Origin of the sequence: Dysgonomonas sp. Marseille-P4677, assembly GCF_016652235.1 — a bacterium.
Classification (GTDB): domain Bacteria; phylum Bacteroidota; class Bacteroidia; order Bacteroidales; family Dysgonomonadaceae; genus Dysgonomonas.
Window position 1 is genome coordinate 38,063 of the sequence record NZ_JAEPKU010000008.1, and the last position, 26,404, is coordinate 64,466.

Sequence of the window (26,404 nt, forward strand, 5' to 3'; positions counted from 1 at the left end):
TATAAATTTATTAAATTATAGATGGACAAGAATACGATTACCGGGTTTGTACTCATCGCTGCCGTAATCATCGGTTTCACTTTGTTGAGCAAGCCTTCTGCTGAAGAAATTGCTAAACAAAAAGAGCAACATAGAAGAGATTCTATAGAATATGTGCAAACTCTTGAAAGAGAAAAAGAACTTGCCGATCGGAAAGATACAACAGTTGATAAAACAGAAAATACAGTCGATGATTTTTTTGCTGTTCCTGTTGAGAACAAAGATTCTGTTTTTACAGCAGTAGATTCATTGCAAACTGCTACACAGCAAGCTGAACAACTCATTACTCTCGAAAATAGTAAGTTGAGAATCGTTTTCTCTACCAAAGGTGGGAAAATGGTGAGTGCTCAACTGAAAGAGTATGCTCGCTACGATGGTGATTCTTTGTATCTCTTTAATAATGATGCAGATTTTGCACTACTACTTACGAATAAACAAAATAAAGTTCTTAGCACAAGAGACTTGATATTTACCCCAATTAAGTCAGATGCAGATAATTCTTTAATAATGCGTTTTTCTTATGCAGCTAATCAGCATGTCGATTTTATATACAAATTGACGGGAGATGATTATATGCTTAAGTATGATGTTAGCTTGGTGGGTTTAGAGCCGATGCTTGACCGGAATAAAGCAGACATCATAGAACTAAACTGGTCGCAAAAATTGCGTCGTCAGGAGAAAAGTGTAAAGAATGAGCAACGATATTCGCATCTTCACTATAAATATATAGGTGGTGATGTAAAAGAATTGAGTAGCGAGAAGAGTGAAGAACTGGAAGTGAAAGAACCCGTTAAGTGGATAGCATTTAAAAACCGATTCTTTGCTCCAATCTTTATTGCAGATAATAAAATAGAGACAGCATTGCTAGACTCTAAAGTGCTTGTCACAGACGAAAATAGTGAATATTTGAAAGCCTTCGATACGAAGATATATGCACCGGCGGAGGTAGATGCGAGTTCAGGTTCTATAAATGCCGGATTTACTTATTATCTTGGACCGATGTCGTTTTCTTTACTAAGTAGCTATGACGATAATATTAGCGACGCAAACAAACAGCTGGATCTGGATAAACTAGTACCTCTGGGTTGGACTCTATTCCGTTGGGTTAATCAATATTTTGTAATTCCTATTTTCAATTTATTGAAAGGAACGGGATTGTCGATGGGTATTATTATATTATTATTGACAGTAATAGTTAAACTTGTAATTTCTCCATTGACGTATAAGTCGTTTATGTCATCTGCCAAAATGCGTGTTCTACGTCCTCAGGTAGAAGAGATAAGTGCTAAGTTTCCGAAACAGGAGCAAGCTATGGAAAAACAACAAGCTACCATGGCTCTCTACAGTAAAGCCGGGGTTAATCCGATGAGTGGATGTATTCCGATGTTGTTGCAGATGCCTATTCTGATAGCTTTATTCTCGTTCTTCCCTAATGCAATAGAACTACGTCAGCAAAGTTTCCTATGGGCGACAGACCTTTCTAATTATGATGCTATAATAGAGTGGAAAACTCATATTCCACTTATAGGTACACATATTAGTTTATTCTGTATACTGATGACGATAACAAATATTATCTACACTAAGTTCAATATGGAGATGACCAATACCGGTCAACAACAGATGCCGGGTATGAAATGGATGATGTATCTGATGCCATTGATCTTCCTATTTATGTTGAATGATTATCCGTCAGGACTTACATATTATTATTTCTTGTCATTGTTGATTACGATTTTACTAACTATCGGATTCCGTTATATAATAGATGAAGACAAAGTATTGGCAAAGTTGGAAGCTAATAAGGCTAAACCTAAAAAGAAATCTGGCTTTATGGCTCGTTTAGCTGAAGCTCAAAAATTACAGCAACAACAAATGAACCAGAGAAATAAAACAAATAGTACAAAGAGGAAAAGATAAATCTGATTTCTAAATATATGAAAAAGGTTATTCTATCAAAGAATAGCCTTTTTTGTTTATTTTTGTACAAATTCAAAAATTAGAGGATGAAGATATGTTATCTGATATTAGCGCATAATAATATAGCGCATTTGGATCGTTTGATAAATGCTTTGCATGATTCAGACAATAGCTTCTATATTCATCTGGATAAGAAAGTAAGCACGATCTACACTCCTCACGACGATAACGTAGAAGTTATACCCGAACGAATTGATATCAATTGGGGCGGTTTTACAATGGTTGAGGCCACCTTGGTTTTGATGAAATACGGCATAAATAAATCTCCTGATGCAGACTATTATATTTTAATAAGCGGAGTTGACTATCCAATACGTTCTAAAGTATTTCTTGAGAACCTGTTGAATAGAGGAAAAGAATATATCGATATTGCACCTGTTCCTGTACCTTATAAACCTGTAGAGCGATATGAATATTACTATTTTGATTATAATCGTCGTAATGTAAAATTTTATAATCCTAAATTTCTGATCGAAGTATTCTTAAAGAAACTAAGAATAAAAAGACAAGCTCCATTTAAAGTCTATGCAGGTACTCAATGGTTTGGGCTTACTCAGGCATGTGTGCAATATATTTTGAAGACTGTGGATGAGGATAAGCGTTATATAAATTTTTTCAGGAATACACTTGTTCCCGATGAAGCTTTCTTTCAAACTATTATTGGTAATTCACCATTTCTTAATAATACAGCTTCAAGCCTTACATATACAGATTGGGAGGTTCCTGTTCCTCCTGCTACAATAGGAGATAATCATGTTGATTTTCTAAGGACACACATCGAATTTAGTGATGAATATGGCCAGCGTTTTCCTTATTTTGCAAGGAAGTTTAATGATAATAGTCTTCCTGTTTTAAATAGAATAGATTTAGAATTAAGACAATAGTTGAATATCTAATGTGGGTAATAGGTCCTTTATATAAGTACGTTCTATATCTGTAGCTTTTATAATTTCCTGATTCCATATTACGATATCTATGTCTATAACGACTATTCCGCTTTCTTTATCAGAAGCCTTTCGTCCCATTTTCTTCTCCAGCTCTTTCAGGGCTGCATGGATATCTTCTTTATCTTGTTCGGTATACGCAATAGCCAATTGATTGAGAAAATCATTATGATATTTTACGCCGTAGGGTTTGGTAATAGAGGTCTCAGAATAATGTATTTCTTCAAATAGATTATTCAATAGTTGGTGACAAAGAACCAGACTAGCTTCTCTATTTTCATTTGTCCCTATGCTAAGCAAGATTTTGTTCATAATTGCTTGCAAATATACACTCATTTCTGAAAACAGGATGGAATATTTACTGCAAATTAAGACAAAAATATACTTATTTAAGTGGAATTACCATGTTCCATGTTCGCTCAAAGTTCCAAGGTGAACTTCCTGCTCCTGTGGCAGCGAATAGATGCGTTGGTTTTCCATTTTCAATTAGCAGAAACGGCCGCTCGAAATTCGCTTGATGGGTTACGGAACCATCATTCCATCTTACAGTTCTGGAATATGCTTTTACAGGATTTGATAATTTCCAATCAATGCCGTCTTTTGATGTTGCATGTATTCCACCTCCTTCTTCTCCGCAAATATGTCCAAAACGATCTTTCATAATCAATTCATAGAATTCTCCATTATGCCATACAAATGGATCTTCTACATCATTGTCTTGATTGGCGGCTGTATCAAATCTGAAAATAGGTTCATCAGATAATCGTTTATATTCTCCAAGAGGGTGATCGGCTTCAGCAACGCCAAGTAATAGTGGTGGAGCCGAATTGACAGGAGAAGATTTGTACATTAATAATATTTTGCCTGTGATAGGATTGATTACAGGTGATGGATTTGTTGTTATCGTGGCATCCCATTTGCCTGGGCGTGGTTCTATTGCAGGTCTTTCAGGTCTGTGCCATGGGCCATATAACGATTTTGACCATGCCACACCGATACGTTTATTCATCCATGCACGTTCAAACCAATCATTTTGCCATTCAGTTCCTGCTTGTGGAACAGGAAAATCATATGTTGTGCCAAAATAATATAGATAATAGGTCCCTTTGAAATAAATTACTCTAGGGTTGTGTGTGACCAGTCCGTCAAAATACTCGGCCCCGCGTATAGGGAGTGATACATCGGAAAACAGATAAGGACCTTCAGGTTTATCTGCTATGGCATGTACTACCTGTGAATTTGTAACCCATCCCTGAAATCCGATATCTTTCTTCCAGCGATCTGCAAACATATGATATTTTCCATCCTCTCCCTTGATTACAGAAGAGCCCCAGACCCAGTAGTCGGGCATTTCGAACCCTCCGCCAATAGGTGCTGGTAATAATTTGTCAATGAAAGAGCCTGTTGAGTTTTTTGCATATAGAATTTGGGGTGCTGCTGTTGCTGCGAAAATACCAAGAGCAGCCTTTTTTAAAAAGATACGACGAGATATGGGCATGTGATTAGAATTTTCCGAAATTTATGTAAAATTAGAATAGTTTGAGCAAAGAAGAAAATTATAATAGGTTTATTTTATAAATTTGTAAATTCATTAATTGAAATCATCTATATCAGTATACATAATTATGAAATTTATAGCCATTATTCCTGCTCGTTATGCTTCTTCTCGTTTTCCAGGTAAACCATTAGCAGATATGAAAGGAAAGCCTATGATTCAAAGAGTCTATGAACAGGTTAAGAAGTCTGTCGATGAAGTTTGGGTTGCTACAGACGATATGCGTATTCTTGAGGTTGTCAGCGGTTTTAGTGGTAAAGTTGTGATGACTTCATCCAATCATAAAAGTGGAACCGATCGTATACAGGAGGCTTATTCGAAGATAGGGGGTGATTTTGATGTTGTGATAAATGTACAAGGAGATGAACCTTTTATTCAGCCGGATCAGATCGATGCTTTGAAAAATTGTTTTGATAGTAGGGATACAGAATTGGCTACACTTGTTAAGCCTTTCAGAAAAGAAGATGGTTTTGATACTTTATTTAACTCAAATTCACCTAAGGTAGTTATTAATAAAAGAAACGAAGCCATGTATTTCAGCCGTTCTATCATACCTTATGTGCGAGATGTAGATCATACAAAATGGCTCGACAATTCTATATTTTATAAACATATAGGTATGTATGCCTATCGTATTGATGTGTTAAATGAAATAACTAAATTACCACAATCTTTGCTGGAAAAAGCCGAATCATTGGAGCAACTCCGTTGGATAGAAAATGGATATCGGATTAAAGTGGGATATACAGAAGTGGAAACTATCGGTATTGACACGCCGGAAGATATGGAAAAGGCTATAGCCATGCTTTCCGACTAAATCTGAAATTATCAGATTCATTTATAAATTAAAGTCTGAGATATACTTGTTCCGTATAATTGATTTATTAAACACTTGTTTAATTTAAGATTCTTTTTTATATTTGTAATTAAACAATCGTTTAGAACACATGTTTAATAATGAAAATTCACTGGAAGTAAAGGACAAGATACTCAAAGAAGCACAAGACCTTTTTATCAAAAACGGATTTAAAGGTACTAGTGTGAGGGATATTGCCAAAGCATCCGGCACTAATGTAGCAATGGTAAATTACTACTTTCAGTCGAAGTATAATCTTTTTGAGATTATATTTGAAGAAGCTTTGGATGTATTTTCCAAAAGAATATTTGATACGATTACATCCGATCTTCCATTTTTTGAGTTGATAGAAAGTTGGATTCATGCTTATTATGAACTTCTTTTCGAATATCCTCAGATTGCCGCATTTATATTAAATGAGGTTAGCCTTAACCCCGAAGGATTAACGCAACGTATAAAGAAACGTAATCCTTACAGTTCTTTCAGCAAAATAGAAGAACGTATTGAAGACGAAATAGCAAAGGGTACCATAAGAGATACACCTGCTGCCGACTTTCTTTTGAATATATTATCGATGTGTATGTTCCCATTTATGTTTGGAAATCTGGCTATGACCTTGATGGAAATTCCCGGAAATATATATAATGAGTTGATAGCAAATCATGAGAAATATGTAATAGAATTTACTATTAATGCATTAAAACCTTGTGATAATAATACAAATAAAACTACGCAATAATGAGCAAAGAACAACAATATAAAATGGGAATCGATGTAGGATCGACAACTGTAAAAATTGTGGTTTTAGATAATGACTTACAAATAATTTACAAATCCTACTGTCGTCATCAAGCCAATATTCAGCAAACATTGGTATTGGAACTTCAAAAAGTTGAGCAAGAATATCCGGATAGTACATTTAATGTAAACATATCAGGTTCTGCCGGCATGGGAATCGGAGAACGTGTGGGCATTTCATTCGTACAGGAAGTTGTGGCTGCTGTTGAAGTAGTAAAAAATATATATCCTTTGGCTCATACACTTATCGACTTAGGTGGTGAAGACGCTAAAATGGTATTTTTTAGTGAGGGCAAACATCCTGATATTCGTATGAATGGTAGTTGTGCCGGAGGTACCGGCGCATTTATCGACCAGATGGCGAGCCTGATGAATATATCTGTTGAGGAATTAGGGGTAAAAGCACTCGATTTCGATAAAATATATCCTATCGCCTCTCGTTGCGGAGTTTTTGCTAAAACGGATGTCCAAAATCTAATAAGCCGTAATATATCGGTTGCAGATATTTCGGCTTCTATATTACATGCAGTTGCATTACAGTCGGTAACAACTTTGGCCAGAGGTTGCGATGTAGTTCCGAAAATATTATGTATCGGAGGCCCTTTGACATTTATTCCAGCCTTGCGAAATTCTTTCCGGGATGTGCTTAAAATGCAAGAGACCGATATAATAGTACCTGAGAATGGAGAATATTTCCCTGCATGGGGTGCTGCCTTATACAAAGAAGACTCTCCAGTCGAATTTAGGTTGAATGAACTTATCGATAAATTAAGTATATCTACATCATCAAACCATTCAGATGCTTTAGAGCCATTGTTTAAGGACGAATTGGAATATATAGAGTGGGATGCGAACCGAAATGTAAAAGCTTTACAATTCAAAGAATTAGGAGAGGAAAAATACGTAGAATGTTTTCTCGGTATTGACTCTGGTTCCACTACATCTAAAGTAGTAGTCATGGATGCTGATTCAAATATTGTATATAAGTTTTATGGAAATAATGAAGGCAACCCTCTAAAAAAAGTAATGGAGGGATTAGACCTATTCTATAAAGAAGCAAAAGAAAAGGGAGTAGAGGTAAAGTTCTTGTCTTCGGCTGCTACAGGATATGGAGAAGATTTGATGAAATCGGCGTTGGGGCTTGATTACGGTATTGTGGAAACTATTGCTCACCTTTCGGGAGCACAATATGTAGACCCCGATGTTTCATTCGTCCTTGATATCGGCGGTCAGGATATCAAATCTATTTTTATTAATAATAGGCTGATTTCGAATATAGAGTTGAACGAAGCATGTTCGGCAGGCTGTGGTTCGTTTTTGCAAAATTTTGCTTCGAATATGAATATGGAGTTGTCAGATTTTGCTCGAGCTGCATGTCTGGCAAAATATCCGAGCGATTTAGGTTCTCGTTGTACTGTATTTATGAATTCGAAGGTAAAGCAGTCTCTCAGGGAAAATGCTGGAAATGATGATATAGCAGCAGGGCTGGCATATTCTGTTGTAAAGAACTGCTTATTCAAAGTGCTTAAAATATCCAATCTGAATATGCTGGGAGATCATATTGTAGTTCAGGGAGGAACATTCCGAAATGATGCTATTTATCGAGCATTGGAAATGCTGTCAGGTAAAACTGTAAGTTCTACTGACCACCCTGAGTTGATGGGAGCATTAGGAGCGGCCCTTTATTCTCAGCGTTTATGGCAGAAGACACAAAGCGTGACCTCTTTTTTAGGGAACGAAGCTCTGTTTGATGTGAGTACAATAGATTCGAAAGAACTGACGTGTAAAGGTTGTACAAATCTTTGTTCTGTACTTCGTTTTAAATTCAATAATGGCAATATAAGTTATGCCGGGAATAAGTGTGAAAAGGTATTCTTCAACAAGAATAATGACCGTAAAGAAGGATATAATGCCTTTGATCGTAAGAACGAAATACTATTTAGCAGGCCTGTAAATGCAGAGAATATAGAGAAAGGACGAACAATCGGTATCCCTCGTGTCTTGAATATGTTTGATAATTATCCATTCTGGCACACTTTATTGTCTGAATGCGGATTTAATGTGAGGCTTTCACCTGAATCTACTTTTCCTCTTTATCAAAAAGGAGTAGGAGGGGTGATGTCTGATAATATCTGTTTCCCTGCGAAATTGGTACATGGGCATATTTTAGCTTTGATTGAATCTAAAGTAGACCGTATTTTTTATCCGATAGTACCAAAAGAAGAGAAAGAATTTGGTCAGGCATCCAATTCATTTAATTGTCCTGTAGTCAGCGGTTATCCTGATGTGGTTCAGAGCTCAATCGATCCTTTGGGACGACATGGTATTCCATACGATGAGCCTGTTATTACATTCAGCAGCGATAAAGCGTTGCAAAAAGGATGTTTCAATTATCTATCACGACTTGGAGTGTCCAAATCAGTATTTGAAAAAGCTTTCAGTAAAGCGTTAGATGTAAAGAATGGGTTGAAGAAAGAGTTATATGATTATCAGAAAGAATTATTAGATAAATCCCTCGAAAGTGGTGAGCTTACTTTCATTGTTGCCGGCCGTCCTTATCATACAGATCCTTTGATACACCAAAAGGTAGGACAGATTCTGTCTGATCTGGGTGTAACAGTACTTACAGATGATGTATTTCGTAAGCCTGAAAGCCATGGTTTTGGTAAATTGAATATTATTTCGCAATGGTCGTACCCCAACCGTGTAGTACAGGCAGCGATGGAAGTTGCTAAACTGCCACAGAATGTACAGTTGATTCAACTTAATTCGTTTGGTTGTGGTCCCGATTCTTTCTTTATGGACGAAACCCGTGATATTCTCAAAGCTGTTGGAAAGAATATTACGGTACTTCGTATCGACGAGATAGCTAGTCCGGGATCTATACGTTTGCGCCTGCGGTCGTTGGTCGAATCGCTTAAGGCTGTGAAGTCGTCTGATGTAGTGTTACCCGAACAGTATGAAGGATATTCGGTGCCTTACAAGAAAGAAAAAGATCAGAATAAAACAATTCTTATTCCTTGGCTTTGCGATTTTATATCTCCTTTTGCTCCGGCTCTTGGAGAATTGCTGGGTCTGAAGGTCGAAAACTTACCTAAGTCCAATAAGATTTCAGCCGACTTGGGTTTAATGTATGGGAACAATGAAGTTTGCTATCCCTCTACTCTAGTGCTAGGGGATATAATCAATACATTGCAGTCTGGTAATTATGATGTAAAAGATATTGTATTGGCTATCACACAAACAGGAGGACAATGTCGTGCAACAAACTATATTGCTCAGATTAAAAATGGGTTGTTGAATGCCGGATTTAATGATATTCCTGTTATAGCCCTTAGTTCAGGAGATACATATCAGAATGAGGAAAGTGAATTTACCCTTGACTGGAAGAAAATCGCAAAAATTGCAATCCCTCTTGTATTATATGGAGATGGCTTGCAGCAAATGCATAGTGCTATCTCTGTTCGTGAGAAAAAAGAGGGAGCATCTTTAGAGGTTTTTGATTTTTATATCGAACGTGGTATCGATGCTGTTAGGGCTAATGATTCTAAGACTTTGTATCGCTTATTGAAAGAAGCTGTAGAGGATTTTAATAATATACCGATCTTTGATAAGGAATATTCTAAAGTTGGTCTTATTGGTGAGATCTTTGTGAAGTATAATAATTATGCACAGTCAAATATAACAGAATGGCTTCGAAGTAAAAATGTGGAAGTTTCCACTCCGCCACTTCTCGATTTTCTTATGCAGTTTTTTGTTAATAGTAAGGTTAATGTTGAGAATGGTTTGGATGAGGAATCGATTTTTTCTAAAACATTAAAACCTCTAATCTGGTGGTATATTAATAGCAAAGTAAAGAAGTCTGAGAAAATACTCAGCAAGTTCAAATTCTATGAAGCTTCGGAGTCTATCTATGCTAAAGCTGAAGCTGCATCGGAGGTGTTAAATTTATCTAACCAGTTTGGAGAAGGATGGTTGATACCCGGTGAAATAGCTCACTACGCACGTAAAGGAGTGAATAAAGTGGTTTGCCTCCAACCATTTGGTTGTATAGCCAATCATATAGTAGCTAAAGGAGTAGAGAAGCGGATTAAAGAGATTTATCCTCATATGAATATATTGTATTTGGATATAGATGGCGGCATTGCAGAAGTGAATTTACAGAACCGATTACATTTTATGATTTAAATAAAGCCTTTATATTATGATAAGGGCATAACTCATTAGAGTTATGCCTTTTTATCAATAAATATAGTAAGTGATGAAGGTCGGCTTCATGGCCTTTTAGCCATAGCCGTTAATGAGCCTTTTGTCTTAAGGTTTTCCATCAAAAATTTGTCTCCCTCTTCCAAATCTATGATAGCATATTTATCAACACCACAAATTTGCATTTCATCAAGAACATCTACTAGATTTTTATAATTTGAATCTTTTGTAGCTTTAATTACAACATTGAGTCCTTCCTTAGATCTTTTAGCTTCAGATACCAATGATTTGAATGATTTATCGTCAATTTCTTTTTTGTAGAATTTCTTTTTCAAATCTTGAATTTTAGAGGCAACTGTATTATTACGCTCCAACAACATTTCCCGTAATCCTAGATAATTGGTTTCTTTCAGAGAAGCATAGTCTTCATAATCGGCTACTCCTGCATAATAGTATATTTTATCTTGCTCTCCTAAAATTACAGTTACAGATTTAGATCCCGGTATAGGTTGCCTACCTTCGTTTGCAGGCATAGCAATATCCATTACCTGAGGAATACTGAGGGTGGTACAGAACATGAAGAATGTGATGAGCAACATGTTCATGTCTACCATTGGAGTAAAATCTACTCTTAATATCTTCTTTTGAGGTTTGCTTCTTTTGCCATTCCCTCCGCCACTTGTATCTATACTAGCCATAATATTGATTATTTAATGGTTGAACTTCTATTTTTTATTTAATAGAGATAACTCAGTATGAAATTCCATAAAAGAGACGTGATTTTTTGTGATAAACTTTATCTTTGCTTTATATAAAAGATTTTCTCAAGATGCTTTCATTGTGTTTTAGCGCGATTGTGTATCTTAATAGGAAAGAATTGGAACAGAAACTACACAAGATAAATTTAATGCTAAAACAGAGTGAAAAGTGTATAACTTTGTCACTTTTTAGTTAAAATATTTTTGTAAGGTTCTGTAAAATTCTGATATTTATAACTGATTGTTTAATATTGATATTTAACTAATGAGACAAAGAATCCTACTTTTTATTACTATCTTTTTTTATTTTATTTTGATATTTTTTATAGGAAAGGTTGCTTTCTCGTTGTTGAATTCATCAATTGACGGAGGTATCGCTTTCTCCGATATATTTAATGTTTTATATCATGGTCTGCCTCTTGATCTATCTATGAGTGGCTATCTGACAGCCATTCCAGGATTTATGCTTATAGCATCTATATGGTTTAAACCTTCGGTGATGGCAAAGGTGTTTAATGTCTATTTTTGTGTTATCTTGTCTTTGATAGCTGTTATAACAGTAGTGGATATAGTTGTTTATCCTTATTGGGGATTTCATTTCGATTCCAGCGTGTTTCTTTATTTACAAAAACCAAAAGAAACTTTTGCCAGTGCATCTTTTATTCAAATCCTTTTAGGCTTCTTTACCACAATTGCTTTTTCTGTTGTTATATATATAGGATATGTATATATTATAAGAAAGCAAATTTTGCGTTTGACAGTTCCTAAGTCAATATGGAAAACTGGTGTTGTTTTGTTCTTACTTACCGGAGCTCTATTTTTACCAATTAGGGGAGGGGTAACTGTATCGACGATGAATGTAGGAAAGGTGTATTTTACCGACCAGATGTTTTTGAATCATGCAGCAATCAATCCTCAATTCAATCTGATGTATTCTTTCTTTAAATCGGATAACTTTGCGTCTCAGTATCAGTTCTATCCAAAAGAAGAGGCTGTACAGATTTTTGAACAGCTAAATTATCAGCCGCATAATGATAGTATCTCAGAATTGTTAAATACCGATCGCCCTAATATCATATTATTTATACTTGAAAGTTTTTCGGCAGATGTGGCTTTAGACTCCGTTGTTGCTCCTAATATGAGCCGTTTTGCTAAAGAAGGTATATTATTCGATCACTTTTATGCAAATAGTTTTCGTACGGACCGTGGTCTTGTTTCCATATTGAGTGGCTACCCAGCACATCCGACTACTGCAATAATGAAATATCCACAGAAAACGGAAAATTTGCCTACAATACCCAAAGCATTGAAGGATGCAGGCTATGATAATCTATCATTCTATTATGGAGGTGATGCTGATTTTGCCAATATGCGTTCCTATTTTATGGGGGCTTGCAGTATAAAGGATGTTGTTTCAGATAAGGACTTTCCGCTAAGTGAGCGTATGACTAAATGGGGAGCACCAGATAGGTATCTTATAGAAAGAGTGTATCATGATTTGACAACAAAGGATCAGAAAAACCCTTTCTTTAAAACAATTTTAACATTAAGCAGTCATGAACCATTTGATGTTCCTGTAACCAAGTTTGATCACCCATTTCTTAATGCAGTATCATATACCGATGAGTGTTTAGGGAATTTTATAGAGCAGCTGAAGGCGACTGAGCTATGGGAAAATACGTTGATCATATTTGTTGCTGACCATGCAATGCAATCATATCCTCAAGGGGTAAATAATAGCGAACCTCAACGATTCCATATACCGTTGGTCTGGATCGGAGGTGCTGTAAAAGAGCCCCAAGTTATTTCAGATTATGGATCCCAAAATGATTTGGCTGCAACACTTTTATCTCAATTGAAGGTTAATCATACAGAATTTAAGTTTAGTAAAAATATGTTAAATATAAATGCGCGAAAATTTGCTTTCTATTCATATGTGAATGGCTTCTGTATGACAGATTCTACAGGTACAGTCACTTACGATAATGATCAGCGTAATATTATTCATCAGTCGGGAGATCCAAATTTAGAAAAGGAAGCTAAGGTATTTTTCCAAAATATGTATCTGGATTTAGGAAGTAGATGACGCTTTCTTCTTTTTCAATATATATTATTTAAAAGCTGAAATTAATTTTATACTTTTGTGTCGCTTATGGCCCTGTAGTTTAATGGATAAAATAAAGGATTCCGGTTCCTTAGCTGTGGGTTCGATTCCCGCCAGGGTCACAGAGATGTGAGCTATTATACTATATATCAATAAGATATATAGTATATTTTATTTCAGGGGAGTTATTTGGGGAGTTATTTGAAAAACTATTTTCCAATACACTAAATCAGCTACTTAAAAATATAGTTTGCATAAGACAAACAAAAAGGCCTTTTAAATTAGATTTGAAGGCCTCTCTTTTTATGGGTATATAAGTTGTAGGAATGCTTATAAAATTCTCTTATATTTAAAATTTGAGTAAAATAACTGTATGATTTATTAATTCGTCTTGTTTGTTTAGCAATATTATTATTCTACAAATTTATTTGTTCTATTTTCAGAAATAGCCATAATACCATTATCATCTAACTCAGCACAATCACAACAATAATATTTACCGTTTTCCTTTATCCAATCTCCTGTATTTCTAACAAAATCATCAGCCTCTGTCTCATCTGCAAATACACGATACAGATCATCACTTTCATAATCGCATCCGCAATTATCACACGTACATATGTACAACTCAACTTTTTCTATTCCCATGTTTATTAATAATTTTGTTTTAAATCTAATACATCCGCGACCTCTTTACATTTCTGTCTTTTTCCTAGATGGTATATTTGCCGGGCCGCTTCATACAAATCACACTCAGGAAACGAAATAACACCCATACTTATATTTTGATAAGTATTCGGACCAACTTCTAAAAATCCCATTTGCTTTAAAATTTCGTCTATCTCTGCTTTCGAGAAGTCTATATTATCTTTTGTAATATCCATATCCTTACTTTTTCAAATATTCTCTACAATCCCAAAAACCTAATTGTCCTTTTACATTGATATAAGGACTCTCGAATAAGACCGGATTTTCTAGTTTCCAATGGTAATGATCTTTCAAAGCCCATATTGAGGAGCTATCCTCAACGATATCCACTAGATCAACATGGCCGATGATAGCCGAATACATTAACTCCTTATCCTCCAGAAAATCATAAATCAATGGATTCCGGTTTACAATCTCTTTTTGTTCTGAAGTCAAAGCATACTTTATATTTTGGGCTGATCTAAAAGAACAGGCATGAATATAAATCCGGCCTCTGTAATCAGTTTTCCAACTCCTGTTTTCTATATCCTTTACTCCCATTGCCGCAAGCAAGGCATAAGGCTGTTGAATAGAGAGAGTTTTAAAACTAGCTTGGGGCGGCTCTCTCAAAATATCACTAATCATATACTCATAACCCTCATGTACTTTGATTGCCTCAGATACAGTATCAAAAGGTAAAATATGTGATAGGGTTTTATTATAGTATTTAGATTCGACCAACACACACCACCTATTATTTATTAAATTGGGGCTTCCTATTACTTTAGTTACTATTCTTTTCATTTTTCGATATTTTTAAATTGTTCTTTTACTTCTCCTATAGCTATCCACTCAGTATTTATAATACATTGTATCTCTCCGGTCCCTCCGCACATCCTACAGGCCTCATAACCTTCATGTCCGGAATGTTCATCATTATACTTGCCTCCTGATCCGTTACATACATTACATCTTTGTATTTTTGATGTAAATGATTGCTTTCTATTGGCAGGGTAATACATTCCGATAGGAGGATATATTTCTAAACTTTCTCTTAACTCACTCATAAAATATTAATCAGTTATTTTTTTATCTCTGGTATATCTGATTCTCTTATCTCAATCATTTGTACTCCCGCTATCTTGCAAAGCAATCTTATAGCATATCGAATATGTGTTTTAGATGCGTCCGTGTGATATATAGTGAGTACAATCTTTTTCATACAGGAAGTAGTTTTTTGATTTCCCTTTTGGAAGCCTTACGGCTTTCCCTGCCGGGAAATATACGACAAGCTACCGGGCGGTTACGGTTACTATAATAAGTTACCGGGCAAAACAAAAAGATTACCCATTTATACCCATTTATATTACTATAATTTTGTAACATGTTTATTTACAGCATTTTGAATATTTTAGGCTAAATGTCTATTTCATCATTCTTTAGGAGGGTATAATTTACCCTCATCAAGTCCCTAAATTCTTTATCTTCATCGCTTTGAATGAAAGTGATATCTTTCTTTATCTCATCCCATTCCTTACTGATAAATTCCCGGATATTTCTATACTCCCAATCTTTCAGAGAGCCGTTTTTGTGTCGCTCCTTTGCCTTCCTTAATACGGCTTCCCTCCCTTCCGATATAATCTCCATACACAAATATTGACGCGCGCGGCCCGTTCCTTTCGGAGTGATAATATCCCGTTCAAAATGGAGGGTTCTCCAATCCCGGAAAAAGGCCTCCAACATATTATAAAGTTTATCACGGTTAAAAAAATCAGCCACAAAGCAATTATCTAGCCGTCTGTAAACCGTTTCAAGCCTTAATATCTTAGAGTCCGGAATAATCTTTCTTTTCTTATCCATCCCCTCAAATACCTTGTCATATGCTTTAAAATATTTCCGGGTATGCTTATGAAAGATTGTAGTTTTAACCCGTTCATCCTTATAGCGCGCATTTACATAGAGCTTCCGTTCGTCTCCCGGAGGGCCTATATCTATCATCTTATCCATATACGCGCGGCAATCTTTAGATACATCCAGATTAAGCCCTATTTCATAATTATAGACTCTCAAATTATCCTCATCGATCCCTTTATCCGTCAATAGTTGATTAATGGCTTTCTTTGCCTCCGACATGGAAAACTGATTATAGTTATTCCGGTCCCGGCCGTTTATCTCATTGTAGTATTTATGCAAGCTCCCCTCTACCTTCAACTTTCCGTTAGTATCAATGAGGATATATATTCCCTGATCCTGTGAAAAGTTCTTTGTATTGGAATTATCATAATATGGGAGGCCGTCTTTTGAGTTAGTTTGCAGACGGTTTTTGTCTACAATAGATTTAATTTCCATATCTGACAAATGAGTTTTAACCAATGTGATAAAGTCTATCATTTATAATTTACCGTCCTCTATTAATCGTTCTAATTCCGACCGTTTTACATACGCTTTGCCTTTGATTTTCGTTTGCTCTATAATTTCCTTCTTTACATATCTTTGATACGTATTTCGACTAATCCTCAACATCTTGCACACTTCGCTAGGAGTTAAAAACTCACTCTCTTTATCTTTGAGTAGCTTAGTTAGTTTCTCTTGGATATCGATAAGGATACTTTGAGCCTTATTCCATTCTTTCATAGGAATTGTTATATTCTCATCCATGATTGTCTATGCTGCTATTTTTAATATTCCTAATCTCAATAATTCTCTAGCATTTGCCTCACATAAGGCCTTAGCCGTTTTAACCTCAACCGCATTCCCGATATACTTTTTTTGTTCGGCTTGCGTACCGATCAAAACATAATCCTCCGGAAATCCCATAATACGCTTTAGTTCCGGTATCCTCAGCATCCTCATTTTTATATCTACAATGCCATACAAAGCCATAAAAGCATATATCTTGTAAAGTATAGGGCATTGAGAGTCTATATCCGCATATATAAAGACGGGCCTTTCTTTTACCGTTTCATAAATCCAGAAGTAAGGATCATAAATGCAAATCGTTTCTTTGTTTTCTATTGAAATGAAGTAAGGAGGGGTTTTATCCATCCGTGCAATCAGCGTAAAACATGGTTCGTTTATATCCCGGCCTATTCTGCTATATTGCGCATCCATCAGATAATGATATTTCCTATTTGCAGTTATTACCGGAGAGGGATCATCCAGGGAGCTACCGACATTATTAAAATTGGTATTCATTAGCCAATTTTCGCAACAAATAAGATTTTGTTTCGGCTTTGTAGTTATAGCGGCGCAAGGATTGTTTATATCTCCTAGATGCCCTCCGTTGGAATAGCTGTTTACTATAAAGGTCTTTATAAAAGATAGCCTGTCTTTTGTCGTAATAGTTGATGATGGACTATCTACCGATGTATTATGCCCGTTACCATAATAGGCAGATAAAAAGCTCTTTGACGTTATCAAGGCCTGACCGTCTTTTGTGCGGATCGTGTGAGCCGGTTCCTCAACGCTATAGTTCTTTTGATCTGGTTTCCCGGAGTAATACTTCGATACAAAATTTGTCGTTATAACAGAGTGATGGTCCTTTGTCGTTATTGATCCGGAGGGAGACTCTATGCTCTGGTTTTTGCTTTCCGGATGTCCGCTAAAATATTTAGATAAAAATGTAGTCTGAATAACTCCTAATCTGCTTTGAGTTGCAATAGTAGGGCATGGCTCATCTATTCCCGGAGGATTATGTTTGCCTGTTACTCCGTTTACAGAGTTATATTTTAGTAACCATTTATCTCTACCTCCGGCAACAAACTTTATGAGTCCGGCATATATACGCTCTAATGTCTTTTCAGATAAATTCTTTTTCCTATTGAAGATACTCTCTCCCTCATCGGCAAAATCTAAACATTCTTTTACAGGCTTCCATTTCTCCAGATTGGAAAACAAATCATTTTTTAACTCCTTACTATGTGTTTGCTCCGGCCAAGCAATAGGGAGGCCGTATTTTGCAAACTGAGCAAAGAAACGCTTACGGGAAGTATAGGCTCCATAATCGGCGGAGTTAAGTATCCTATGTGAATATTGATAAGTAGCTTTTGCATCTTTAGAATTAAAATACTTTACATCATGCACCCATTTGTTAAATAACCGTCCGGCATCTTTACTAATAGGCTTTCCGTTTTCGTCCAAGTCTCCCCACGACATAAACTCCTCAACGTTTTCAATCTGTATATAATCCGGATCAATAGCCGCAATATATCTGAATAAATGTTCTGCTAAAGTTCTACTATCAGCATCGCGAGGGAGGCCGCCTTTTGCCTTGCTAAAATTTGTACATTCTAGGGAGGCCCAAAGTACGATCTTTGCATCCGGTTGCCTCATCCGTATTTTTTTAACAAGGCTAATAACTAAAGAAAGATCGAGCGTCCGGATATCCTCAGTAAAATGTAAAGCGTCCGGATGATTGGCGAAATGGCTTGCTATAGCGTTTTTGTCATGGTTTATACAAACAATAACTTTTGCTACCTTCCGACCGTTTACGGTTGCTAGTTCTATTCCGGTTGAGGTTCCTCCGGCCCCGCAAAACAGATCAATATAATATATCTCTATTCCTTCATTTACAAGCTTATCCAAAAGGACAATCATATTTAACAATGCAATAGGATTGAGTATTGTGCTATTTTTCATACCGCCTCCATTTCCATTAAATCAAATAATGTCGGTGCAGATACTTTCATTTCCGCTTCGCGCATGTAACCCAATCCATCAAACCAATAATCATAATTAAGTTCTGAAAGGAAAGCCTTGCGCCTTTTCTTTAAAGCACAATAACCAACTGTACCAATGCCCCCGAAAGGTTCATATACCTCATCCCCCTCATTACTATATCTGTCTATCAAACGGTCTACAATGTCCAACTGTAACGGACAAATATGATTTTGGCGATTCTGTTGCGTTTGGCGGGTGTTAAGTGTTTTCATCCGGGCCACATCATCCCATACCATCGGATGCTCTGTTGTCGGATCGATAGCCATAAATGTACGGGGTAGAATATTTATTCTATCCATCATTTCGGCAATCTCAACATGACGTTCATAATTATATACATTGTTCCGGTCAAAATCTTTGAATAGTAACCGCACCTGATCTATTTTCATGTTGGCAATATGCTCTGCTGTCAATAATGCATTTCCGGACGATTTCCAGAAGGCATGCGCATCTACTTGCCATCGTGCCAAAGAATATGATTCCGGATCCTTTATTACCGGAATATCTGCATAGGCTTTACTTTTATTCGTTTGCGGCTTGCGGAACAATAGTACATATTCAGGACAACCGACACCCATTTTTGAGCCGTCTTTACACATCTCAGTATATCCGAGCCTGTAAGTCTGGTTATTTTCCCTTACTACATCGGTCACAACGGTTATCATTCCCATAAATTCAAATCCGTGCTTCATATAATGGAAAATACAAATAGCATGGAAAGGATCGATTGTCGGCATACCTGTACCCGTAGCACTTCCGAATAATACACGGTCCTTAACATGGATACAGGCAAGGCGGCCCGGTTGCAAAATCCGGTACATCTCCGGAGTTAAGAAATCCATTTGCTGAAAGAACTTATCATTATTGAGGTTATGTCCGAAATCGTTATATGTTGGCGTGTACTCGTAATGATTAGAGAATGGGATAGAAGTAATTATCAATCCGGAAGAATTGGACGGCTTTTTGAAGGCCTCTAAAACACAATCGTTATTTACAGATACGAAGTCCGTTCCCTTATATTCTTCACGACTTGCAAACATCCATCGCATCATCTTTTCTTGTGCATCTAAGCCGTAAAGCCCGTATTTACGTACTATTTCAGCCATATTATCCACGAGCTTATTGTGTTGTTCCCATTTCAATATGAAATCCTGATAAATCTTATTTTCAGATTCAGCATATACCAGATATAGATGTACGTTATGTTTTTGCATAAAACGCCAAATACGGTGTATAGCTTGAAACTTATCGTGAAACTTATCATCAATTATCATTATCGCTTTATGGCAATGATATTGAAAGTTCAATCCCTCGCCTAGCATAGAAGGCTTTGCAGCCAGATATTTTAAACGGTCATTTTTAAAGTCGTCAATGATAATATCAGCCTCTGCATCCTTTTGCGTACCATATACGGCTTTGCATCCGGGAACAGCTTTACAGATGGCATGTCGTTCAGCTTCTAAGTCATGCCATATTAAGAAATGATCGTCTTTGTTTTCCGGACGGTTCAGTATCTCGACTATTCGATCTACTTTTGCATCTAAATTATCCCGGCGTTCTTTCGCCTTTCCTCTGAAATCCCTTGTTGAGGCTTCCCGTAACATTTTAACCTGTCCGTCCTTATTTACACCTGCAGTCGCATTGTCTACATTTACAACTTCCTCATGTGCTATCAGGTCCGGTAACTCATATCCTTCATCAGAATATCCAAGATCAGACGGCTTTGTAAGGAATAACGCCCATGTTGACATCCATAACCAAAACTCCTCTTCTTTGTGTTCATATAATGTCAGGTTATTAGCTTTTGTACTATCACGCTTAAAGAAGCGGGTTAAGGCTTGTCCGGTATCCATGATTCCCAAATACCCGGCATAGTGTATTAACTCTTTATACCTGTTCGGCGATGGTGTAGCTGTAGCAACGTAACGATATGGAACCGGAGAGAATTTAGGAAGAAACTCCTGATATGTTTTTGTCCCGTAGTCCCGTAATACAGAAGCCTCATCGAGCGATGTCATAATGAAGTAATCCGGCTTTATATCTCCGTCGCGTACACGTTCATAGTTGGCTATCATTATATCCGTCTTGCAGTCTATTACATCTGTCATGTATCTTACATAAGTTACATCCATATTAAGATGTTCTTTTGCCTGAGCTTTAAACTCTATGACTACACGCTTAGGACATACGATGAGGGCCTTACCTCCTTTGTGCGCAATTATCTGCTTTGCTATTTCCAGTTGGGTTACAGTTTTTTGTAACCCGAAAGACGAAAATATAGCCCTACATCCGCCCTTTATAGCCCATTGTACAGTGTCTTTTACATGTGGGTATAGTGTAGGCGTTAATTCGCTCTTTTCAATATCAAATCCTGTTTGGCTACTGATAGCCATCTTTAAGGAAAGAAAATTGATATACTCCTGTTCTCTTGTCATATCCTTATTTCAACATTAAAGGCATTGATAATAGAGTTAATTCACATTCCTCCTCATCTTTTTCAGGCTTTATGAGGATAGGCCTTTCAGGGGCTGAAAATGCCAGTATTGCATTTCCGTTTATAACAGATAGTATGTCTATCATTTGAGGGCCGCTAAACCCGATAGTTATTTCTATGTTACTCCCGGAGTCTATTGATTCTTTTGCTGCCTTAGTACTAAATTCGTCAGCAGTTGAAAGAGTAGAATCTATCATACCTGATTCTAATTTTATCAATCCTACCAGTGGATTAGCCACAGTTAACAGACGATTCAAAACAGATGATAAATATTTACTATCCACATTCATCTCTATTTGGTTGTTTGGTGGGAATACACTGTTATAATTTGGATATCTACCCTCAACTAACCGGGATGTAACTATTATTTCTAAAAATGAAAAGGAAACGTTCGACTCACTCGATATTATCTCAACTTCTACACCCGAAATACCTTCTATAAGTGATGATGTTATATTGACAGCGCTCAGCCCAAATATAAAACTCTTACATTCCGGACATTTAACCGAATTATCCTTAAACCGGGACATATAAGCTCCGTTTGTGGAAACAAAAACTATATGATCTTCTTTTAAGTCAAAGAATACGGCTGTTAGTGCGGGTTTCAGTGCATCCGTTCCAGTAAATTTCTTTGTCATGCTTAACCCCCGGCGTAATGATTCTATCGGCATTTTAAAAGATTGTCCTGTTACTGCCTTCATCTTTTCGAAGTATGTTGCATCCATACCGGGGATGATAGCGTTACCTGTAGAGTGGGATAATGCAATGGTAACACTTGCATTTTTGCTGTCAGCCGGATCAGGAACTCTTGTTACTTCAAAATCGACAGGCTGCTCCGGAAGAGTCTTTAATATGTTTATTATTGACTTATCTACACAAAACCTTAACGAACTATCCACCTCAACAACCTCCAGTGATGTTTCAATTTGTATTTCTGTTGTTGTTCCTGTGAGTTGCAGCGTTTTATTGCTGCCTAATTCGAACAATATATATGTGTAAACCGGAAGTGTCGATTTGTCTAATACGGCTTTACTGACTCTTTGTAGATGGTGCAGTAGTTTATTCTTTGACACCTTAAATATTATTTTTTCTTCCATAGTTATTTTTCTTACGATATTCTTACTAAATTTTCTCAGAGAGTAATTTCATTAACTCATCTTTCGGCGTGTGATGGTTTACGCCTACCATATCACAAAAGAGGTCCTTTAATTCATAAGGGGGGAGCGCGGATAAATATTCCGCTATTTCTTCATTTGATATATATGCAGCGTCCAATTCTGAGGCTACATGATCGGCATTCGTAGGTATTAGCTTACTTCCCATTGTGTTATATATTTAGATTAATACTATTTTCTTTTCTTCCTCAGCATAAGGAAATACATCCATGATCTTTGTCTCTTTAACCTCAGCTATCTCATAGTCTGCAAGTGTCCCCTCCATTCCTTTTTTGATTACGGCTTGCGCCTCATCTATATCCGTTGCCTGAGCTAACATATAAACCGGAGTTTTCTTTTCAGTCCCGGCCTTTTCATCAAGTGTTACAAACAAGACTTTAGCCTTAAAAAAGCGGTCCCCGTTATCGTTGAAAAACAATTCACTTAACCGCGCTCTTTTTATTGTCGAGATCGTAAACTCTCCGGAAATAAAAGGCTTCATTTCTTCAATGATCCGGGCCTCAGCCTCAGTAAAAGAAAGTGCATCGACTAAGTAAGGTTCTGTTACTTTCTTTTGCATTCCGCTTTCAAGTGTTTTCTCATACTTGATACCACATTCAAACCAATTTTGCATAATTTTTAATTTTTAAGGGTTAGTTGCTTCTTGAATGTCATTAGGATGGTAAGGCCTTGCGGATTTAGCTCCGTTCAATTTCACAAAGATGTAGTACACATATTCCACACCGTTAAGCTCATTCTCTTGCATTCTGGCAATTGTGCCTAATTTCCCGTTCGCCAATACAATAGCACCTTTGAACATCCATTTTTCTTTTTTTCTCATCGTTATTTATATTTAGAAGTTGATAAATAGTCTTTTAATATCTCAATCCCTTCCGCCGCAGACCGATAGATCAGGTATAGCCCTCCGGCGGCCTCTACTTGTTTTTGAAATTCTTTTTGTTCGTCTGATTGTGTCCCCGTCTCTGTCTTGGTTTCAAGGCACAAATAGTTATATTTATCATTCGGTACTAAGCAAAGGATGTCCGATGCTCCCGGCGTAACTCCTTGTTTTTTCAGCCGGGCCGCTTCCCGCTTGTCTCTTTTACCTCCGTTCGGGATGGCTATAAGTAATTTTCCGAGTTTTGGGAATATGATCCGGGCCGGAGTAAAAAACGCCTCTTGTATATCATCCTCCTCATGTCCCGGCTTTTTTCGCTGTGTCGCCTCATCTTGCTTTACAAAACAGGACAGACAAACATCTTTACCTCTTAGAGCCGGAGTCCCGCACTTACATTTATTTGCGGATGTTCGGAATGTCATACTCCTTACTCTCCTTTAGTTGTTTTAGGCGGCTCTCGCATTGTACGCAGCTATGCACGGCTAAAGCGATAGAAATAAAGAGTAATATTGTCAGGAGGATATCCCAGAGGTTTCTTTCAATAGTCTTTCTCATAGTTCAACAAGCATAAAATGTTACTTTAAGTCCCCTCCTTAATTTATGCTCAACTTTATCCAAACCTTTATTAAATGCCTTTTTCAAAAGGGTATTAACTAAGTCATTATCTCCAACCAGATCAACAAGGCCGCTAACGCCTACAAGCTTGTGAACTTTCCGCCCGTTGCTTTCTCCGCTTACCTTAATCTTAAAGTTTGCGTTTATTTCCTTTGTGGAATATTTAAGATTCTGATAGTAAATCCCTCTGTAATTATTGTGATCCATATTGATAGTTATTTTTGTCTGATTTTTGATTTTAGATGCTTTCGGCGGAGAGCCTATATCTTGCATTATTTTATGAGTATCTTTCCGGAAATCGCTTTAAAATCGCTTATTTTTGTTTGCCTTATGCAAACTATTCATGTCTACCTCATTTTTGGCAATAAACGAATCCAGTTCCGACTGTTTAAACCTTACCAGACTGTTTATCTTTGAGTATTTTATTTTCCCGTTCTTTGTCAGATCATCCAGAGCGCGGTGGCTGATATTCAGATAAGCCGCCGCCTCTTTACGGTCCATCATTCTCTCAGGAGCTTTGATCTCTTTGAGATATTCCGCAACCTTCCTAAAAACCTCATCCGCAACCCCTTCAATAAGGTCCTCTTTGCGCATTCCTTGTAAAATGATTTGATTTTCCATTATGTAGGTTTTATTTCGATTTGAATATGACTGATTCACGATCCGGACGCTTATGCGCGAAACATGATTCCCTGAATCGGCAACTATTAGCTTTATCTTCTGTCCGGAAAAGGCATCCGTTACAATCTTTTTTTGAGCTTAGGATAGTAATGGAGATTCCTATGCAGTTCACAACGGAACCGATGTTTGCCTCCCTTAGTATTTGTTTGGCTTCATTCATCCCTATAGCATCCATTGTCTTAGTTTTTACGGATTATCCTATACAAATCCTCTCCTATTTTCTCCCATTTGCTAAATTCTGCAATAGGATTTTCTTTTTTGTATTCAGTTATGCGAGGCGCGGCCTGTAGGCGTTCATAAAGAGTACACTCCAATACAGAACCTACTTCCATTTTCCGAATGGTATCAGTCCATGATGTTTTTTGAATCTTTTCTGCTTTTACTGTATTCATAATTAGTTATATTTGTTATTCGTATCGTATTACGAATACAAACGTAAATAAATTATTTACACAATAAAAACAATAAGTAAATATATTATGTACGTTTAACTTTATTTAATAATTATGAAAATATTTGAAAATAAAATTGTAACCCTGATTGTACTCCCTGTTATTACACTTGTGATAGGCTCTTTGATTTACGATTGGGTTAAGGAAGTTCCATTATTTACCCTTATTGCTGACGTTGTTAAAACTATATGGTATGGTCTAATATGGTTTCTCAATATTGAATTACGGCTATGGTGGGTTATTATTTTTTTAATGATGCTATCATTTATTATATATCTTATTATAAAAATGGGCAAAACAGACATGAAAAATGCTTTCCCATATAGAAATTACACAAGTGATATGATAAATGGAATATATTGGACTTGGAAATGGAATTTAACCCCGGATGAGGTGACATTAACCAATTTAAAAGCTAATTGCCCCAGAGATAAAACCCCATTAATTGAGGCGAATTTGTATGCAAGACATTCTCACGAATGCCCCCGTTGCGGCTCATTGTATTATGATGTTGATTCTAACAAGGTGGGTGTAATAATTGCAGATAATGCAAATAAAGGTATTTACACTAAGAATGATTTGATTTAATGTTTTCGATTTTTTCAATAGTATTTTGTAATGTATCTATTCTTTCCTTTATAGCATCTACAGAAATTATAATAGTAAATATTAGTAATCCAAGCAGTAGGGCTATAATATACGCCAATAACCGGATCGTTTTATCCTCTACCTTAACTGGATCACTATTCATAACATCATTTTTTTTAATGAAACAACAATACAAATGTAAATAATTTATGTACAATGACAATAAATCAGAAGATAAAAAAAATAAGAGAAGATTTTTGCAATGACTCTAATATTGAATTTGCAAAAATAATGGGAGAAAGCCGTCAGGCCGTAAATAATTGGGTAAGGGATGGATATAGCGTTGGTTCTGGAGTCTTGTATAAAATTCTTGATAAGTTTCCACAAATTAACAAATCGTGGCTTTTTGATGACGAAGGAAATATGCTAAAGAACATATCTGAGAATATGCAAGTATCTGAGCCGCAAGCTTCGTATATGAACAACGATGTTATATCGTTGCTGCGTGAACAAATAGCCGATCTAAAAGATACTATAGAAAAGAAAGATCGTGAAATAAGTAATCTCAATCAAGAAATAGGACGGTTAAAGGGAATCCTTGACGAAAATAAAATACATTACAAACAAACGGGTTCTTAAAAATTCGTAAACATCCCTCCTAGCCTTATATCTTAAATAAGGTAAGACTAGAATATGACTTACTTAAGATATTTGTGTTAAATTTAATATTAACGTTCAAATATTATGTTAATTTTGTGCTTTATGTAAAATATTCACGAGAAATGTTAAGTAAATTTTAATTCAAATATTATGAAACAGTTGATTACAATTACATTTTCTATTTTATCATTATTATTTATTGGCTGTGTAGAAAAT

Annotated in this window: 29 protein-coding genes and 1 tRNA gene; 9 read left to right on the forward strand and 21 right to left on the reverse strand. The window is 36.3% G+C overall.

Going from position 1 to position 26,404, the window contains the following annotated elements; translation table 11 throughout:
- Positions 1-21: 21 nt before the first annotated feature.
- Entirely contained in the window at positions 22-1,959 is a 1,938-nt protein-coding gene (gene yidC, locus JGH11_RS03395) for a membrane protein insertase YidC (protein ID WP_201110161.1), read from the forward strand.
- A gap of 86 nt (positions 1,960-2,045) precedes the next feature.
- Complete coding sequence (locus tag JGH11_RS03400) at positions 2,046-2,903, forward strand: beta-1,6-N-acetylglucosaminyltransferase (RefSeq protein ID WP_201110162.1); 858 nt, start codon at positions 2,046-2,048, stop codon at positions 2,901-2,903.
- Here the strand turns inward: JGH11_RS03400 and JGH11_RS03405 are convergent.
- Together JGH11_RS03405 and JGH11_RS03410 are read right to left on the reverse strand one after the other, a co-directional pair.
- Positions 2,892-3,275, reverse strand: a complete 384-nt coding sequence (locus tag JGH11_RS03405; protein WP_201110163.1) for a 2-amino-4-hydroxy-6-hydroxymethyldihydropteridine diphosphokinase — start codon at positions 3,273-3,275, stop codon at positions 2,892-2,894. The genes JGH11_RS03400 and JGH11_RS03405 overlap by 12 nt on opposite strands.
- Positions 3,276-3,348: 73 nt before the next feature.
- Entirely contained in the window at positions 3,349-4,461 is a 1,113-nt protein-coding gene (locus tag JGH11_RS03410) for a glycoside hydrolase family protein (RefSeq protein WP_201110164.1), read from the reverse strand.
- Between the two features lie 127 nt (positions 4,462-4,588).
- On the opposite strand from JGH11_RS03410, the gene kdsB reads away from it, so the two are divergent.
- The 3 genes from kdsB (at position 4,589) to JGH11_RS03425 (ending at position 10,360) form a co-directional block, all read left to right on the forward strand.
- Entirely contained in the window at positions 4,589-5,335 is a 747-nt protein-coding gene (kdsB, locus tag JGH11_RS03415; protein ID WP_201110165.1) for a 3-deoxy-manno-octulosonate cytidylyltransferase, read from the forward strand.
- 130 nt (positions 5,336-5,465) lie between these two features.
- Positions 5,466-6,113: a TetR/AcrR family transcriptional regulator gene (locus JGH11_RS03420; protein ID WP_201110166.1), complete on the forward strand. Its 648-nt coding sequence runs from the start codon at positions 5,466-5,468 to the stop codon at positions 6,111-6,113.
- On the forward strand, positions 6,113-10,360 hold the full coding sequence (locus JGH11_RS03425) for an acyl-CoA dehydratase activase-related protein (protein WP_201110167.1): 4,248 nt from the start codon (positions 6,113-6,115) through the stop codon (positions 10,358-10,360). The genes JGH11_RS03420 and JGH11_RS03425 overlap by 1 nt, the downstream gene beginning before the upstream one ends.
- An 86-nt stretch (positions 10,361-10,446) precedes the next feature.
- Here JGH11_RS03425 and JGH11_RS03430 read toward each other — a convergent pair whose 3' ends face one another.
- Positions 10,447-11,076 carry a biopolymer transporter ExbD gene (locus JGH11_RS03430; protein WP_201110168.1) on the reverse strand — a complete coding sequence of 210 codons (630 nt, stop codon included), beginning with the start codon at positions 11,074-11,076 and terminating at the stop codon, positions 10,447-10,449.
- A 325-nt stretch (positions 11,077-11,401) separates the two neighbouring features.
- Here JGH11_RS03430 and JGH11_RS03435 point away from each other — a divergent pair, with 325 nt between their 5' ends.
- The gene (locus JGH11_RS03435) at positions 11,402-13,222 is read left to right on the forward strand and encodes an LTA synthase family protein (protein ID WP_201110169.1); all 1,821 of its coding nucleotides are present in this window, start codon (positions 11,402-11,404) and stop codon (positions 13,220-13,222) included.
- A gap of 68 nt (positions 13,223-13,290) precedes the next feature.
- Positions 13,291-13,362, forward strand: a tRNA-Arg gene (locus JGH11_RS03440).
- Positions 13,363-13,651: 289 nt separating this feature from the next.
- On the opposite strand, the gene JGH11_RS03445 is transcribed toward JGH11_RS03440, so the two are convergent.
- From JGH11_RS03445 to JGH11_RS03530, 18 genes are all read right to left on the reverse strand, one after another.
- A complete protein-coding gene (locus JGH11_RS03445) occupies positions 13,652-13,888 on the reverse strand; it encodes a hypothetical protein (protein ID WP_201110170.1) in 237 nt (78 codons plus the stop codon).
- A 5-nt stretch (positions 13,889-13,893) separates the two neighbouring features.
- The gene (locus tag JGH11_RS03450; protein WP_201110171.1) at positions 13,894-14,124 is read right to left on the reverse strand and encodes a hypothetical protein; all 231 of its coding nucleotides are present in this window, start codon (positions 14,122-14,124) and stop codon (positions 13,894-13,896) included.
- Between the two features lie 4 nt (positions 14,125-14,128).
- On the reverse strand, positions 14,129-14,731 hold the full coding sequence (locus JGH11_RS03455) for a hypothetical protein (protein ID WP_201110172.1): 603 nt from the start codon (positions 14,729-14,731) through the stop codon (positions 14,129-14,131).
- On the reverse strand, positions 14,728-14,994 hold the full coding sequence (locus JGH11_RS03460; RefSeq protein ID WP_201110173.1) for a hypothetical protein: 267 nt from the start codon (positions 14,992-14,994) through the stop codon (positions 14,728-14,730). The genes JGH11_RS03455 and JGH11_RS03460 overlap by 4 nt, the downstream gene beginning before the upstream one ends.
- A gap of 14 nt (positions 14,995-15,008) precedes the next feature.
- On the reverse strand, positions 15,009-15,149 hold the full coding sequence (locus JGH11_RS03465) for a hypothetical protein (RefSeq protein ID WP_201110174.1): 141 nt from the start codon (positions 15,147-15,149) through the stop codon (positions 15,009-15,011).
- 194 nt (positions 15,150-15,343) lie between these two features.
- Positions 15,344-16,276 carry a hypothetical protein gene (locus tag JGH11_RS03470; RefSeq protein WP_201110175.1) on the reverse strand — a complete coding sequence of 311 codons (933 nt, stop codon included), beginning with the start codon at positions 16,274-16,276 and terminating at the stop codon, positions 15,344-15,346.
- 42 nt (positions 16,277-16,318) lie between these two features.
- Entirely contained in the window at positions 16,319-16,585 is a 267-nt protein-coding gene (locus JGH11_RS03475; protein WP_201110176.1) for a helix-turn-helix domain-containing protein, read from the reverse strand.
- Between the two features lie 6 nt (positions 16,586-16,591).
- Entirely contained in the window at positions 16,592-18,523 is a 1,932-nt protein-coding gene (locus JGH11_RS03480; RefSeq protein ID WP_201110187.1) for a DNA cytosine methyltransferase, read from the reverse strand.
- 38 nt (positions 18,524-18,561) lie between these two features.
- Positions 18,562-21,081 carry a DNA methyltransferase gene (locus tag JGH11_RS03485; protein ID WP_236263848.1) on the reverse strand — a complete coding sequence of 840 codons (2,520 nt, stop codon included), beginning with the start codon at positions 21,079-21,081 and terminating at the stop codon, positions 18,562-18,564.
- 4 nt (positions 21,082-21,085) lie between these two features.
- Positions 21,086-22,237, reverse strand: coding sequence for a DNA polymerase III subunit beta (locus JGH11_RS03490; protein ID WP_201110177.1), 1,152 nt, complete (start codon positions 22,235-22,237; stop codon positions 21,086-21,088).
- 25 nt (positions 22,238-22,262) lie between these two features.
- On the reverse strand, positions 22,263-22,463 hold the full coding sequence (locus JGH11_RS03495) for a hypothetical protein (protein ID WP_201110178.1): 201 nt from the start codon (positions 22,461-22,463) through the stop codon (positions 22,263-22,265).
- 12 nt (positions 22,464-22,475) lie between these two features.
- On the reverse strand, positions 22,476-22,928 hold the full coding sequence (locus JGH11_RS03500; protein ID WP_201110179.1) for a DUF4494 domain-containing protein: 453 nt from the start codon (positions 22,926-22,928) through the stop codon (positions 22,476-22,478).
- A 12-nt stretch (positions 22,929-22,940) separates the two neighbouring features.
- Positions 22,941-23,135 (reverse strand): hypothetical protein, encoded by a 195-nt coding sequence (locus tag JGH11_RS03505; protein WP_201110180.1) that lies wholly within the window; start codon positions 23,133-23,135, stop codon positions 22,941-22,943.
- Positions 23,136-23,137: 2 nt separating this feature from the next.
- Positions 23,138-23,614 carry a VRR-NUC domain-containing protein gene (locus JGH11_RS03510; RefSeq protein ID WP_201110181.1) on the reverse strand — a complete coding sequence of 159 codons (477 nt, stop codon included), beginning with the start codon at positions 23,612-23,614 and terminating at the stop codon, positions 23,138-23,140.
- Positions 23,615-23,750: 136 nt separating this feature from the next.
- Positions 23,751-24,080: a hypothetical protein gene (locus JGH11_RS03515; RefSeq protein WP_236263849.1), complete on the reverse strand. Its 330-nt coding sequence runs from the start codon at positions 24,078-24,080 to the stop codon at positions 23,751-23,753.
- A gap of 30 nt (positions 24,081-24,110) precedes the next feature.
- Complete coding sequence (locus JGH11_RS03520) at positions 24,111-24,428, reverse strand: helix-turn-helix domain-containing protein (RefSeq protein ID WP_201110182.1); 318 nt, start codon at positions 24,426-24,428, stop codon at positions 24,111-24,113.
- Between the two features lie 10 nt (positions 24,429-24,438).
- Positions 24,439-24,663, reverse strand: a complete 225-nt coding sequence (locus tag JGH11_RS03525; RefSeq protein WP_201110183.1) for a hypothetical protein — start codon at positions 24,661-24,663, stop codon at positions 24,439-24,441.
- Positions 24,664-24,667: 4 nt separating this feature from the next.
- Entirely contained in the window at positions 24,668-24,880 is a 213-nt protein-coding gene (locus JGH11_RS03530) for a hypothetical protein (protein ID WP_201110184.1), read from the reverse strand.
- A 114-nt stretch (positions 24,881-24,994) separates the two neighbouring features.
- On the opposite strand from JGH11_RS03530, the gene JGH11_RS03535 reads away from it, so the two are divergent.
- Both JGH11_RS03535 and JGH11_RS03540 read left to right on the forward strand, forming a co-directional pair.
- Complete coding sequence (locus JGH11_RS03535) at positions 24,995-25,528, forward strand: hypothetical protein (protein WP_201110185.1); 534 nt, start codon at positions 24,995-24,997, stop codon at positions 25,526-25,528.
- Positions 25,529-25,744: 216 nt separating this feature from the next.
- Positions 25,745-26,167, forward strand: a complete 423-nt coding sequence (locus tag JGH11_RS03540) for a helix-turn-helix transcriptional regulator (protein ID WP_201110186.1) — start codon at positions 25,745-25,747, stop codon at positions 26,165-26,167.
- The last annotated feature ends 237 nt before the right edge of the window (positions 26,168-26,404 follow it).